The sequence below is a fragment of the Segatella sp. genome, from assembly GCF_977051555.1.
The window spans coordinates 20,971-34,562 of sequence record NZ_CDRSSE010000041.1 but is presented as its reverse complement, the minus strand read 5'-3'; the positions used below and the strand labels follow the sequence as shown (position 1 = coordinate 34,562).

The 13,592-nt window shown below is 44.8% G+C and carries 12 protein-coding genes; 9 read left to right on the top strand and 3 right to left on the bottom strand.

Annotated elements, in window-relative coordinates:
* Positions 1-1,012 (bottom strand): FAD-binding protein (locus ACWJAO_RS10100; protein ID WP_449140157.1); only part of this gene is annotated, 1,012 nt, incomplete at its 3' end.
* A 32-nt stretch (positions 1,013-1,044) separates the two neighbouring features.
* Positions 1,045-1,728: a fumarate reductase transmemBrane cytochrome b subunit gene (locus tag ACWJAO_RS10095; RefSeq protein ID WP_022120110.1), complete on the bottom strand. Its 684-nt coding sequence runs from the start codon at positions 1,726-1,728 to the stop codon at positions 1,045-1,047.
* Between the two features lie 231 nt (positions 1,729-1,959).
* Between ACWJAO_RS10095 and mnmG the strand changes: the two genes are divergently transcribed.
* The 6 genes from mnmG (at position 1,960) to deoC (ending at position 8,577) form a co-directional block, all read left to right on the top strand.
* The gene (mnmG, locus tag ACWJAO_RS10090; protein ID WP_449140156.1) at positions 1,960-3,831 is read left to right on the top strand and encodes a tRNA uridine-5-carboxymethylaminomethyl(34) synthesis enzyme MnmG; all 1,872 of its coding nucleotides are present in this window, start codon (positions 1,960-1,962) and stop codon (positions 3,829-3,831) included.
* A gap of 249 nt (positions 3,832-4,080) precedes the next feature.
* On the top strand, positions 4,081-4,611 hold the full coding sequence (locus tag ACWJAO_RS10085) for an adenine phosphoribosyltransferase (RefSeq protein ID WP_022120113.1): 531 nt from the start codon (positions 4,081-4,083) through the stop codon (positions 4,609-4,611).
* Between the two features lie 133 nt (positions 4,612-4,744).
* Complete coding sequence (uvrC, locus tag ACWJAO_RS10080; RefSeq protein ID WP_117695103.1) at positions 4,745-6,592, top strand: excinuclease ABC subunit UvrC; 1,848 nt, start codon at positions 4,745-4,747, stop codon at positions 6,590-6,592.
* Positions 6,593-6,725: 133 nt separating this feature from the next.
* On the top strand, positions 6,726-7,178 hold the full coding sequence (gene dtd / locus ACWJAO_RS10075) for a D-aminoacyl-tRNA deacylase (RefSeq protein ID WP_449140155.1): 453 nt from the start codon (positions 6,726-6,728) through the stop codon (positions 7,176-7,178).
* 49 nt (positions 7,179-7,227) lie between these two features.
* On the top strand, positions 7,228-7,587 hold the full coding sequence (locus tag ACWJAO_RS10070; protein ID WP_449140154.1) for a nucleotide pyrophosphohydrolase: 360 nt from the start codon (positions 7,228-7,230) through the stop codon (positions 7,585-7,587).
* Positions 7,588-7,641: 54 nt separating this feature from the next.
* On the top strand, positions 7,642-8,577 hold the full coding sequence (gene deoC, locus ACWJAO_RS10065) for a deoxyribose-phosphate aldolase (RefSeq protein ID WP_449140153.1): 936 nt from the start codon (positions 7,642-7,644) through the stop codon (positions 8,575-8,577).
* A gap of 99 nt (positions 8,578-8,676) precedes the next feature.
* Here the strand turns inward: deoC and ACWJAO_RS10060 are convergent, their stop codons facing one another.
* Positions 8,677-9,654 (bottom strand): polyprenyl synthetase family protein, encoded by a 978-nt coding sequence (locus tag ACWJAO_RS10060; RefSeq protein ID WP_449140152.1) that lies wholly within the window; start codon positions 9,652-9,654, stop codon positions 8,677-8,679.
* A 107-nt stretch (positions 9,655-9,761) separates the two neighbouring features.
* On the opposite strand from ACWJAO_RS10060, the gene polA reads away from it, so the two are divergent.
* The 3 genes from polA to ACWJAO_RS10045 all read left to right on the top strand — a co-directional run bounded on the left by polA (position 9,762) and on the right by ACWJAO_RS10045 (position 13,574).
* Positions 9,762-12,524, top strand: a complete 2,763-nt coding sequence (gene polA / locus ACWJAO_RS10055) for a DNA polymerase I (protein ID WP_449140151.1) — start codon at positions 9,762-9,764, stop codon at positions 12,522-12,524.
* A 365-nt stretch (positions 12,525-12,889) separates the two neighbouring features.
* Complete coding sequence (rd, locus tag ACWJAO_RS10050) at positions 12,890-13,054, top strand: rubredoxin (protein WP_022120120.1); 165 nt, start codon at positions 12,890-12,892, stop codon at positions 13,052-13,054.
* Between the two features lie 130 nt (positions 13,055-13,184).
* The gene (locus tag ACWJAO_RS10045; protein ID WP_449140150.1) at positions 13,185-13,574 is read left to right on the top strand and encodes a desulfoferrodoxin; all 390 of its coding nucleotides are present in this window, start codon (positions 13,185-13,187) and stop codon (positions 13,572-13,574) included.
* The last annotated feature ends 18 nt before the right edge of the window (positions 13,575-13,592 follow it).

The following is a 13,592-nucleotide window of genomic DNA, read 5'->3' as shown; positions in this document are numbered from 1 at the left end:
GAACCAGGTTACCGAATGCTGGGTAACGGCGCTCCAAGTAGTAGTCGCGGTCTTCCTCAGGAATATCAGAACCCTTCTTTGTACCAGCCTGCAATGCCTTAGCATCCTCAATCTTCTTAGGAACCCAGATACGACCATCGTTACGGAGTGACTCTGACATCAAAGTCAACTTACTCTGGTTTGTACCATGAACAGGGATACATGTAGGGTGAATCTGAACGTAAGATGGGTTAGCGAAGTCAGCACCCTTGCGGTAGCACTGGATAGCTGCTGTACAGTTACAACCCATAGCGTTTGTAGAAAGGAAGTAAGCGTTACCATAACCACCGGTAGCGATAACTACGGCGTTGGCAGAGAAACGCTCCAACTTACCTGTAATCAAATTCTTAGCGATGATACCACGAGCGTGACCGTCAACGATCACAATATCCTCCATCTCGTAACGGGTGAAGAGCTTAACCTTACCTGCCTCAACCATGCGGCTCAAAGAAGAGTAAGCACCGAGGAGGAGCTGCTGACCTGTCTGACCCTTAGCATAGAATGTACGAGATACCTGAGCACCACCGAAAGAACGGTTAGCCAGCATACCACCGTACTCACGAGCGAAAGGAACGCCCTGAGCTACACACTGGTCGATGATGTCGTTGCTCACCTCTGCCAAACGGTAAACGTTAGCCTCACGAGCACGGTAGTCACCACCCTTTACAGTATCGTAGAACAGACGGTAAACAGAGTCACCATCATTCTGATAATTCTTAGCTGCATTGATACCACCCTGTGCTGCGATAGAGTGAGCACGACGTGGAGAGTCCTGGATGCAGAAGTTCAAGATATTGAAGCCCATCTCGCCGAGAGAAGCAGCAGCAGAAGCACCTGCCAAACCTGTACCTACAACGATAACGTCGAGCTTTAACTTATTCTTTGGGTTAACCAAACGCTGGTGAGCCTTATAGTTGGTCCACTTCTCAGCAACTGGTCCTTCAGGTATTCTAGAATTTAATGTTTTTGCCATAATCTTTTTTAATACTTAAATGATTACACGAATTATGCGCAGCACAAAGATGGAGCGCAACCGAAAGCGAATGCCAATACAACTACGATGAAGAGGAGAAGCAGGATGGTAGAATAAATCATACCGATCATCTTCCAACGGCAGAACCAAGTCTTACCGCTCCAACCGAGAGTCTGAATAGCACTCCAGAAACCGTGAGTGAGGTGGAACCAAAGAGCTACCAACCAGATGATGTAGAGAACTACGAACACAGGGTTAGCGAAGGTGTCCTGAATGAATGCGAAGCCGTCTGCTGGGCTGTGGCCGAAGCTTGTACCCAAGAGTTCAGCAAACATCATATTGTACCAGAAGTTAAAGAGGTGAAGCAACAAACCGAGAACGATGATGATACCGAGCACCAACATGTTCTGGCTAGCCCACTCTACTTTCTCTGGCTTTGCTGTTACCTCGTAACGCTGGTTACCGCGAGCACGACGGTTCTGTGCTGTCAGGATGAAAGCGTAAACGATGTGACAAACTGCCAAAGCTGCCAAACCCAAAGTTGCAACTACGGCGTACCAGTTAGCACCCAACAACTCGCAGATTGTGTTGTAAGCTTCTCCAGAGAAAAGCGCAACCACATTCATGCAACCGTGGAATGTCAAGAATAGAATAAGAGCGATACCAGTTACTGACATCACTACCTTTCTACCAATAGATGAATTGATTAACCACATAAATGATTGAAATTTAATTATTTAACTGTTTGAAACTAATTTATATTCCACACTTTTCGTCCCTGCAATACCTATTTTTTGGCATTCTGCAATCCTCATTTCTAGGTATATTTTCGCAAGTCTGCTGCAAAATTACTATATTTTAATGATTTATCAAAGTATTTTTGCTAAAATTTCGATTTTATTTCTTACTTTTGCCGAAAATTAGAAAAAATATAGATTAAACGAAGTATGAAATTCAATTATGACGTGCTCGTTATCGGTGGAGGACATGCCGGATGCGAGGCTGCTGCAGCCTCTGCAAACATGGGTGCCAAAACCTGTTTGATAACGATGGATATGAACAAGATTGGACAGATGAGTTGCAACCCCGCCATCGGAGGTATTGCCAAGGGACAGATTGTGCGCGAAATCGATGCTTTGGGCGGACAGATGGGTATCGTAACGGATAAAACCGCCATCCAGTTCCGAATGCTCAACATCGGCAAGGGTCCTGCCGTATGGAGCCCCCGTGCCCAATGCGACAGAGGAAAGTTTATCTGGGAATGGAGAACCACCCTCGACCATACCGACAACCTCGACATCTGGCAAGACCAGGCTGACGAACTGCTCGTAGCTAACGGAGAAGCCATCGGCGTAAAAACCATCTGGGGAGCCGAATTCTATGCCAAGAGCATCATCATCACCGCTGGAACATTCCTCAACGGACTGATGCATGTAGGAAGAAAGATGGTAGAAGGCGGAAGATGCGCCGAACCAGCCGTACACAACTTTACGGAGAGCATCACCCGATGGGGTATCACTACAGCCAGAATGAAAACCGGAACTCCGGTCAGAATTGACAAGAGAAGTGTTCATTTCGAAGATATGGAAGAACAGCCGGGCGACAGCGATTTCCACCAGTTCTCTTACATGGGAGAACATCGGGTTCTGAAACAATTGCCTTGCTGGACTTGTTACACCAACAAGAAGGTACACGAAACTTTAAAAAGCGGTCTCGCTGATTCACCTTTATATAATGGTCAGATTCAGAGTACCGGTCCACGTTACTGTCCGAGTATAGAAACGAAGCTCGTCACCTTCCCCGACAAGGATCAGCATCCGCTCTTTCTGGAACCGGAAGGCGAAGATACGAACGAGATGTATCTAAACGGTTTTTCTTCGAGCATGCCGATGGATATCCAGCTGAATGCACTTCACGAGATTCCTGCTTTGAGAGATGCCAAGATTTACAGACCGGGGTACGCCATCGAATACGATTACTTCGACCCTACCCAACTCAAACATTCACTGGAGTCGAAAATCATCAAAGGTCTCTTCTTTGCCGGACAGGTGAACGGAACCACCGGTTATGAGGAAGCAGGAGGTCAGGGAACCGTGGCCGGAATCAACGCAGCCTTGCATTGTGTTGGCGACAAAACATTCGAGATGAACCGCGATGAAAGTTATATCGGCGTACTCATCGATGATCTCACCACAAAGGGAGTGGACGAACCATACCGTATGTTTACCTCCAGAGCCGAATACCGCATTCTGCTCCGCCAGGACGATGCCGATGCCCGACTCACCGAAAAAGCATACGAACTCGGAATTGCCAAGCGCGACCGTTACGACTGGTGGATAGAGAAAAAAGAAGCCATCGGAAGAATCATTGAATTCTGCGCCAACTATCCTATCAAGAAGGATGAGATAAATCCGAAACTGGAGGCGCTCGGCACTACTCCACTTCGCGCCGGCTGCAAGCTCATCGAGCTCATCGCTCGTCCGCATCTGAACCTCACGAATCTTTCGGAGATTATTCCGGACCTGAAGGCTGCGCTGGAAACGCCAGCGAACCGAAAGGAAGAGATTGCGGAAGCTGCAGAAATCAAGATGAAGTACAAAGGTTACATCGAACGAGAGCGTCTCATTGCCGACAAGATGCACCGTTTGGAGGACATCAAGATAAAGGGCCGTTTCAACTATTCCGATCTCCACGAAATCTCCACGGAAGGACGTCAGAAACTCGAGCGCATCGACCCGGAAACCTTGGCACAGGCAAGCCGAATTCCGGGCGTATCACCAAGCGATATCAACGTGATGCTTGTATTACTCGGAAGATAAGCCGTTTCACAGCGAAACACAAGGGGGCTTCTAATGTTTCACGTGAAACAGACCGTTAGCAAAACATTTGATGCTCAACCGCTTAAGAAAGGTTGCATCAAGTGTTTTGCGGTTAAAGTAAAACTTCAGCAATTCGTGAAACAAAAGCGGATAAAATCGAGTAAAAGGCAAAAACAAACGGGCAAAAAGCCCATAAAAAGGAACAAGAAAAAAGAACAAAATAAGTATCAATTTAAAGCATAAAAAGTAATGAACAATCAGCTATTATTAGACAATCTGCGTTGCATTCCAGATTGGCCAATCAAGGGTGTAAACTTCCGCGATGTTTCAACCCTTTTCAAGAATCCTGCATCTTTAAAAGAGATCAGCGATGAGATGTATGAACTCTACAAAGACAAAGGAATCACCAAGATTGTAGGCATCGAATCACGCGGTTTCGTAATGTCTTCTGCCCTTGCTATCCGTCTCGGAGCCGGCGTAGTTTTATGCCGAAAACCGGGCAAACTTCCATGCAAAACCGTACAGGAAAGTTATGCTAAAGAATATGGTATCGACACCATCGAAATCCACGAAGATGCCATCAATGAGGACGACATCGTACTCCTCCACGACGACCTCCTTGCCACCGGTGGAACCATGAAAGCAGCATGCGACCTGGTAAAGAAATTCCATCCGAAAAAGGTATATGCCAACTTCATCATCGAACTCGTAAACGAGAATTTCGAAGGCAGAAATTCCTTTGATCCAGACGTTGAAGTAACTACTTTATTACAGTTATAAGCAGCAAAAATACTGCAAGAAATACTGCGAGAATGCAGCAAAGAAGCAGCAAGGAAGCAGTAAAAGACACTAGAGCGTTGCCGTTTCACGTGAAACAGTAACGCTCGTTTTCCCTTTAAAAACAAGTAAAAATATGACGAAACAAGAGAATGAGGAGCGTTTGGCTAGGCTTAAAAACATCGTTTTAAGTATGCCGGAGAAGCCAGGAAGCTACCAATATTACGACGAAAATCATACGATAATATATGTGGGAAAGGCGAAAAATCTGAAGAGAAGAGTATCTTCCTACTTCCATAAAGAGGTAGACAGATACAAGACAAAGGTGCTTGTTTCTAAGATTCACGACATATCTTATACGGTCGTAAACACAGAAGAAGACGCACTTTTACTCGAAAACAGCCTGATCAAAAAGTATAATCCAAGATACAATGTCCTGCTGAAAGACGGCAAGACATACCCTTCTATATGCGTAACAAACGAGTATTTTCCACGCATTTTCAAGACTCGTCATATCAATAAAAAAGTGGGAACCTTCTTCGGTCCTTACCCTCATATCGGCAGCATGTATGCCGTTTTAGAGGTCATCAAGAAGCTTTATAAGCCCCGCACCTGCAGAATGCCTATCACCAGAGAAGGCGTTGCTGAAGGCAGATACAAGCCGTGTCTGGAGTATCATATCCACAACTGCGGAGCACCCTGCATCAACAAGCAGAGCTATGAGGAATATCAGGAAAACATGCGCCAGGCACGTGAAATTCTGAAGGGAAACACGCGGGAAGTAAGCAAATATCTCTACGATTTGATGATGAAAAATGCCGAACTTCTACGCTTTGAGATAGCCGAAGAATATAAGAAAAAGTACCAATTACTGGATGAATTTGAGGCAAAAAGCGAGGTAGTAAGCCATACCATTACAGATGTAGATGTCTTCACCATCGTAAATGATGATGCCAACAAAAATGCCTTCATCAACTATATTCACGTAAAAAACGGCACCATCAACCAGAGCTTCACCTACGAATATAAACGTAAACTGGAGGAGAGCGACGAGGAACTTCTGATTACTGCCATTCCAGAAATCAGAGAGCGTTTCCACTCCACATCGAAGGAGATAATCGTGCCCTTCGAAATGGAATGGAAGCTGAAAGATGCCACCTTCTTCGTACCCCAGAGAGGAGACAAAAAGCACCTTCTGGAACTGTCGGAAATGAACTGCAAACAGTATAAATTCGACCGTCTGAAGCAGGCTGAGAAACTCAATCCGGAGCAGAAACAGACCCGATTGATGAAGGAATTGCAAGCCAAATTAAAGCTTCCGAAGATGCCTTACCAGATAGAATGTTTCGATAATTCCAACATATCCGGTACTGATGCCGTGGCAGGTTGCATCGTATATAAAGGTATGAAACCATCCAGAAAAGACTATAGGAAATACAACATTAAGACGGTGGAAGGGCCGGACGATTACGCATCCATGCAAGAGGTGGTAAGACGCCGGTACAGTCGCATGATAGAGGAAGAAACTGCACTTCCAGACCTCATTATTACCGATGGCGGAAAGGGTCAGATGGACGTAGTAAGAGAGGTTATTGTCGACGAATTACACCTGGATATTCCTATCGCAGGTCTTGCCAAGGACGACCGGCACAGAACCAACGAACTCCTCTTCGGATTCCCTCCTCAAACCATCGCCCTACCACCCGAAAGCGAACTGTTCAAAGTACTGACGCAGATACAGGATGAGGTGCACAGATACGCTATCACCTTCCATCGCGACAAGCGCAGCAAACATGCTCTTCACTCAGAATTAGACGATATCAAAGGCATCGGTCCAAAGGCTAAAGAAGCCCTTCTGAGCAAGTTTAAGAGCGTGAAAAAGATGAAAGAAGCATCCTTGGAACAACTTTCAGAAGTATTAGGCCCTCATAAGGCAGAAATTCTTTCAAAATATTTCGAAGAAAAAGGCGAGAATATGAAATAAAAGTTGTATATTTGCAGTTCAAACTATACTATATATATATTAATAATAAGAAGAAGAACAGAACCGAAGCAAGCATTCCACAAATGCTATTCATAAAGTTCTATGTTCAACATTCAAAGTTCAAAGTAGTAATATGAGAATCGTAATACAGCGTGTCTCTCACGCCTCAGTTACCATCGAAGGAGAGGTTAAATCTGCCATCAGACAAGGATATCTGATCCTTCTGGGAATAGAGGAAAGCGACACTTCAGAAGATGTAGACTGGCTGGTCAGAAAGGTAATAGGACTCCGTGTTTTCGACGACGAAAACCACGTTATGAACCGCTCCATCATGGATATAAATGGTGAGATTTTGGTCATCAGCCAGTTCACCCTATTCGCCAGCTACAAGAAAGGAAACCGCCCAAGCTGGCTCAGAGCAGCCAAGCACGAAATCAGCATTCCACTCTATAAGGAGTTCTGCAAAAAGCTATCCGATGCACTCGGAAAGCCAGTAGAAACAGGCGAATTTGGTGCCGATATGAAGGTTGATTTACTGAACGATGGACCGGTAACCATCATGATGGATACTCACAACAAGGAATAATGCCCTACCCTTAAAGAAAGGCATCTTTCCCCATAAAAGAATTAGGAAGATGACAATAAAAGAAGCACAAGAAGCTGTAGATCAGTGGATTAAAGAATATGGCGTACGCTATTTCAGCGAACTTACCAATATGGCTTGCCTCACGGAAGAAGTGGGCGAACTGGCACGCGTCATTGCCCGAACATACGGTGACCAGAGTTTCAAGAAAGGCGAGAAACCTAACTTGGGCGAAGAAATGGCCGATGTTCTATGGGTGCTTATCTGCCTGGCAAATCAGACAGGGGTTGACTTGACAGAAGAACTCCAAAAGAGTTTTGACAAGAAGACCAAAAGGGATTCTGAAAGACATAAAAACAACCCAAAACTATCTGAGCATCAGGAAGATAAAGAACAGAACTACAAGAATTAAAATTGCTATTCATATAAAAACTTAACTTTAATAATTATATAAATAACATTAAGTATGAGCAGTATTAAAGAACAGGTTCTTGCACAGCAGGGACAGTATAAAGAGTCAGACGACAAGTATTTATCAGTTTTGAAGCAGTACAACTGCAACCTCAACGATGAGGAAGTAGCTGCTGCAGTAAAGAAGATTCTCGATGAGAAGGTAGCAGAGAATGAGACCATGGAGGTCTTGAAGTTCCTCTTCGGTAGCATCGAGTTGACTTCTCTCCATACAGAAGATACAGAAGAAAGCATCCTGAAGATGATTGAAAAGGTGAACCAGTTTGCCAAGGATTATCCTCAGCTTCCTCACGTAGCAACCGTATGTACCTACCCTAACTTTGCCGGCCTTATCAGCCAGAGTCTGGAGGTTGACGGCGTAGAAATCGCTGTAGTAAGTGGCAATTTCCCATCCTCTCAGACCTTTATCGAGGTAAAGATTGCAGAAACCGCTATGGCTATCAAGGATGGTGCTACAGAGGTGGATATCGTAATGCCTGTTGGCAAGTTCTTCAGCGAAGATTACGAGGGGCTCTGCGATGATATTCAGGAACTCAAGGAGACATGCGGAGAGCATAAAATGAAGTGCATTCTGGAGACAGGCGATCTGAAGAATTGCAGCAACATCATGAAGGCTTCTATCCTCGCAATGTACTCAGGTTCAGACTATATCAAGACCTCAACAGGCAAGGAGAAGGTCTCAGCTACCCCAGAAGCAGCATACGTCATGTGCCAGGCAATCAAGGCATATTACGAGAAGACTGGTATCCAGATTGGCTTCAAGCCTGCAGGTGGTATCAATACCGTTCATGATGCCGTAGTTTACTACACCATCGTGAAGGAAGTTTTGGGCGAGAAGTGGCTGACCAACCAGTGGTTGCGCCTCGGCACATCACGCCTGACCAACCTCCTCTTGAGCGAAATACTTGGCAAGGAGATTAAATACTTCTAAAGAAAAGTAACTGGTTATCAACAGAATACAAAAACGCAAAGGGTTGATTCTCTCTGAGAACCAACCCTTTTTATATTATGTTTTTCTTCAATTCTTATATTAAGCTTTTCTTTCAATCACAAAATCCAGGTAAGCCTTCAAGGCATTGTATATATCCTTATCCTCTACATAAGTATCGAGGAAATTCATAGCTTCGGCATGGAAATCCCACATGCGCTTATCCGCATATTCAATACCTCCGTTTTCTTTTGTAAATGCCACTAACTGAGCTATTTCGTCTGCCGTAACAGTATGAGTCTTAACCTTTCTGGCAAGCTTTATCATCTCCTCATCACCGGTAGACTTCAAAGCATATATTACAGGCAGAGTCAGTTTTCCTTCAACCATATCATTACCAGTAGGTTTACCTATCTCCTTGGAATCATAATAATCAAAGACATCATCACGGATCTGGAAGATGATGCCCAAGTTCTGTCCGAAACGCTTCGCCTCTTCAATCTGCAGTTCTGAAGCATTGGCAGACATCGCTCCGATACCGGCGCAAGCCTCAAAGAGAGCAGCCGTTTTCTGCTTAATCACCTGATAATAAATATCTTCCGATATCTCTTCATTACTGATACTGTTGAGCTGAAGAATCTCACCATTAGACAGGATACGTCCCAACTCAGCTAGATAACGCACGATTTCCTCTGAATGCGAATAAGATACATGAAGCAAGGCGGTGGAAAGAATGAAATCGCCCACCAGCACAGCCACCTTATTATTATAAGTAGCATTCACGCTAGCCTGTCCGCGGCGCTCCCCACTCTCATCAACCACATCATCATGTACCAGCGAAGCGGTATGAAGAAGCTCCAGACCTACCGCAGAATGCTGGGTAACACTGGAAACCTTTCCAAAATTACGTGCCATCAACAAGATGAGTATAGGACGCATACGTTTTCCAGCGCGCTGACGGATGTGGTCGAGCACCTGGGAAAGGAGGCCATCGCTATGCATAAGAGACTTGTTGAACAAATCTATAAAATCTGCTAATTCTGCCTCTATAGGCAGCTTGATAAGTGATAAATAGTCCATTATATGTGAGTAAATCTACTTAATTTCTGAAATTTGTTACAAAATTAATCAATTCTTCTTGAAATATCGCATTTTTTTAGTAATTTTACACCACAAAAATGAATATTATGGATAAATTGTTCCTTTTAGACGCGTATGCGCTCATTTATAGGTCGTATTACGCCTTTATGAAAGCCCCTCGAATCAATTCGAAGGGACTCAATACTTCGTGTGTAATGGGGTTCTGCAATACCCTCAACGAGATACTTACCAAGGAGAAACCTACCCATATTGCGGTGGCTTTCGACCATGGCAAGACCTTCCGTCATGAGGCTTTCCCTGCATATAAAGCTCAACGAGAAGAGACACCGGAAGACATCAAACTCTCTGTGCCTATCATCAAAAATATCCTGGAGGCATATCATATCCCTATCCTTCAGGTAGATGGTTTCGAGGCAGATGATATCATCGGAACCGTTGCCTTGAAGGCAGGTGAAAAGGGGATGGAAACCTACATGCTCACACCCGATAAGGATTACGCACAACTGGTTCGTAACAATGTTTTCATGTTCCGTCCCCGTCATGGCGGTGGATACGAAAAGTTGGGCGTACAGGAAATTGAAGAGAAATACAGCATTACTTCCCCACTCCAGGTTATCGACCTCCTTGCTCTGATGGGCGACTCAGCTGATAACTTCCCAGGCTGTCCGGGCGTGGGAGAAAAGACAGCCATCAAACTTATCAACGAGTTCGGTAGTGTAGAAGGTCTTATCGAGAACTCTTCTCAAGTGAAAGGCAAGCTCCGCGAAAAAGTGGAGGGTGCTGTAGAAGATATCAGGATGTCAAAGTTCCTGGCAACCATACGAACCGATGTTCCGGTAGAGATCAAGATGGAAGATTTGAAACGGGTAGAGCCAGACAATACAAAATTGGATGAAATCTTCACCGAGTTAGAATTTAAGTCGTTTGCTAATCGAGTTCTTAACAAACCTAAAAAGGTGCAAACAAAGCCTACAGGAGAGCTCGATTTATTTGGCGCACAGCCTGCCGATGGTAAGGAAGAGTCAAAAAACGCGAGTTTTGAGACCATTAAAACGACCTCTCATTCATATAAACTCATTGATACAGAAGGAGATGCAAGGAAACTTTATGACTATTTATTGACATTCAATATTCTCAGTCTAGACACAGAGACCACATCTACCGCTGCTATTGATGCAGAATTGGTGGGTTTGAGCTTTGCCGTAAAGGAAAAAGAGGCTTTCTACGTAGCAATTCCGGCAAATCGTGAAGAAGCCTTAAAAATCGTAAACATCTTCAAACCTCTCTACGAGAACCCGGAAATCCTGAAAGTGGGACAGAACATCAAATACGATTACGAGGTGTTGATGAACTACGGCATAGAGATTCAGGGCAAGATGTTCGATACGATGCTCGCCCACTATCTCATCCAGCCAGAACTTTACCACAACATGGATTACTTGGCAGAAGTATTCCTCAACTATCAGACCATCCACATCGAAGAACTGATTGGTCCGAAGGGAAAGAACCAGAAGTCGATGCGCGATCTCGCCCCATCAGATATTTACGAATATGCTGCCGAGGATGCCGACATCACATTGAGATTGAAAAATGTGCTCGAACCGAAACTCAAAGAGATAGATTGTGAAGATCTGTTCTGGAATGTAGAAATGCCACTGGTTCCGGTTCTTGCCCACATGGAGATGACAGGAGTGTGCATCGATACCGATACCCTGAAGGAAACATCCGAGAAACTCACCAACCGACTCAACGAGATAGAACATCATATCTATGAGTTGGCAGGAGAATCGTTCAACATCGCTTCTCCACGCCAGGTTGGAGAAATTCTCTTCGGAAAGATGAAGATTGTAGAGAAGCCTAAGAAGACGAAGACGGGCCAGTACGTAACAAGCGAAGAAGTACTTCAGCAGCTGCGCAGCAAGAGTCCGATCATCGATGAGATACTGAACTACAGAGGTTTAAAGAAACTTTTGGGTACCTACATAGATGCCCTTCCAAAGCTTATCAACCCTCGCACCGGTCACATTCACGCCTCATTCAACCAGGCCATCACAGCCACAGGCCGTCTTTCTTCAAGTGATCCGAACCTGCAGAATATTCCAGTACGCGATGACGATGGCAAGGAGATACGCAGATGCTTCATCCCAGAACCAGGCTGCCTGTTCTTCTCTGCCGACTATTCACAGATAGAACTTCGCATCATGGCACACCTGAGCCAGGATCCGAACATGGTAGAAGCATTCCGTGAAGGCTCTGATATTCACGCAGCTACAGCTGCCAAGATTTGGCATGAAGACATCAAAGAGGTAACAGATGCACAGCGCAAGAAGGCAAAAACAGCCAACTTCGGCATCATCTACGGCATCACGACCTTCGGTCTTGCCCAGCGCATGAACATCGAAAACCGGGAGGCAAAGCAGATCATAGAAGACTACTTCCGCACCTTCCCTGGTGTTCAGGCTTACATGGAGAAGGCAAAGGAAATGGCAAGAGAGAAAGGCTATGCCGAAACTCTCTTCCACCGCCGTCGCTACCTGCCGGACATTAACAGCAAGAATGGTACAGTAAGAGGATTTGCCGAGCGCAATGCCATCAATGCCCCTATCCAGGGCTCTGAAGCAGACATCATCAAGGTGGCAATGATTCGCATCTTCAACCGATTCAGAGCAGAAGGCATCAGGAGCAAGATGATTATCCAGGTGCATGACGAACTCAACTTCTCCGTCTTCCCGGAAGAGAAGGAAAAGGTAGAGAAGATTGTGGTAGAAGAGATGCAGAATGCCTACCAGCTCAGCGTGCCTCTGGTTGCTGATGCCGGATGGGGAAACAACTGGCTAGAAGCACATTAGAAAAAAACAGAAAGCGGCCGCAGAAACCGCAAGGCAACTTAAATACAAAGAAGCTCGCAAGATACCAAACGAATCATCTTGCGAGCTTTTCTTTTTCAGGATGTTCCACATGAAACAATCAAAATCTTCAATCAAAACCTTTTACCAAAATACCACTTAAAGACAAATAAGTCAAGTATATCTTGAAATCTTCCGTTATTTAGATTAAAAAGGATAATAAAATTATAATATTTCCAAATTAATTTGGTTGTTTCAGAAATAAAGTGTATATTTGCATTGTAAATCAGACAGATATGCAGAAGCATCTGTATGACAAATAGTAAATATATACAGTAATCAATCAAATTAAGAAAGAAAGGAACATTATGAAGAAATATGTTTGCGACGTGTGTGGTTGGATTTATGATCCAGAAGTGGGTGATCCAGAGGGCGGCATCGCTCCAGGTACAGCATTCGAGGATATCCCAGATGATTGGGTTTGCCCTCTTTGCGGAGTAGGCAAGGAAGATTTCAGCCCTGTAGAGGAATAAGTCTCTTTTGGGGAATTACCGAAGGAAATTCTCATAAAGGAATCAGCCGAAGGATATCCTCATAAAGGAATCATCCGAATGAAATGCCAGATATTCAGGCAACTCAAATATTAAACAAGGAGGAACCATTATGACAAAAATTAGAGAAATCTACCGCTGCCAGGTTTGTGGCAACGTGGTAGAAGTAGTAAACCCAGGAGCCGTGCTCAGCTGCTGTGGAGAGCCGATGAAACTGATGAAGGAAAACACCAGCGATGGCGCCAGGGAGAAGCACGTGCCTGTGATAGAACCTATCGAGGGCGGTTACCGCGTAACAGTAGGAAGCATGGAGCATCCGATGCTCCCAGAACATTACATCCAATGGATAGAATTGCTCACCCCTACCGATGTACTCCGCCATGAGTTGAAACCGGGCGAAAAGCCAGAGGCCATCTTCATGACAAGCGCAGAAGCCAAGGATGTTACGGCTCGAGAATACTGCAATCTCCACGGATTGTGGAAGGGGGTAATTGAAGGATAAAAACCATCATACCAACAA

Bases quoted from the DNA above. Each gene is read 5' to 3' on its own strand.
- ACWJAO_RS10095 (WP_022120110.1), bottom strand. From the start codon at position 1,728: ATGTGGTTAATCAATTCATCTATTGGTAGAAAGGTAGTGATGTCAGTA.
- mnmG (WP_449140156.1), top strand. From the start codon at position 1,960: ATGAAATTCAATTATGACGTGCTCGTTATCGGTGGAGGACATGCCGGA.
- ACWJAO_RS10085 (WP_022120113.1), top strand. From the start codon at position 4,081: ATGAACAATCAGCTATTATTAGACAATCTGCGTTGCATTCCAGATTGG.
- uvrC (WP_117695103.1), top strand. From the start codon at position 4,745: ATGACGAAACAAGAGAATGAGGAGCGTTTGGCTAGGCTTAAAAACATC.
- dtd (WP_449140155.1), top strand. From the start codon at position 6,726: ATGAGAATCGTAATACAGCGTGTCTCTCACGCCTCAGTTACCATCGAA.
- ACWJAO_RS10070 (WP_449140154.1), top strand. From the start codon at position 7,228: ATGACAATAAAAGAAGCACAAGAAGCTGTAGATCAGTGGATTAAAGAA.
- deoC (WP_449140153.1), top strand. From the start codon at position 7,642: ATGAGCAGTATTAAAGAACAGGTTCTTGCACAGCAGGGACAGTATAAA.
- ACWJAO_RS10060 (WP_449140152.1), bottom strand. From the start codon at position 9,654: ATGGACTATTTATCACTTATCAAGCTGCCTATAGAGGCAGAATTAGCA.
- polA (WP_449140151.1), top strand. From the start codon at position 9,762: ATGGATAAATTGTTCCTTTTAGACGCGTATGCGCTCATTTATAGGTCG.
- rd (WP_022120120.1), top strand. From the start codon at position 12,890: ATGAAGAAATATGTTTGCGACGTGTGTGGTTGGATTTATGATCCAGAA.
- ACWJAO_RS10045 (WP_449140150.1), top strand. From the start codon at position 13,185: ATGACAAAAATTAGAGAAATCTACCGCTGCCAGGTTTGTGGCAACGTG.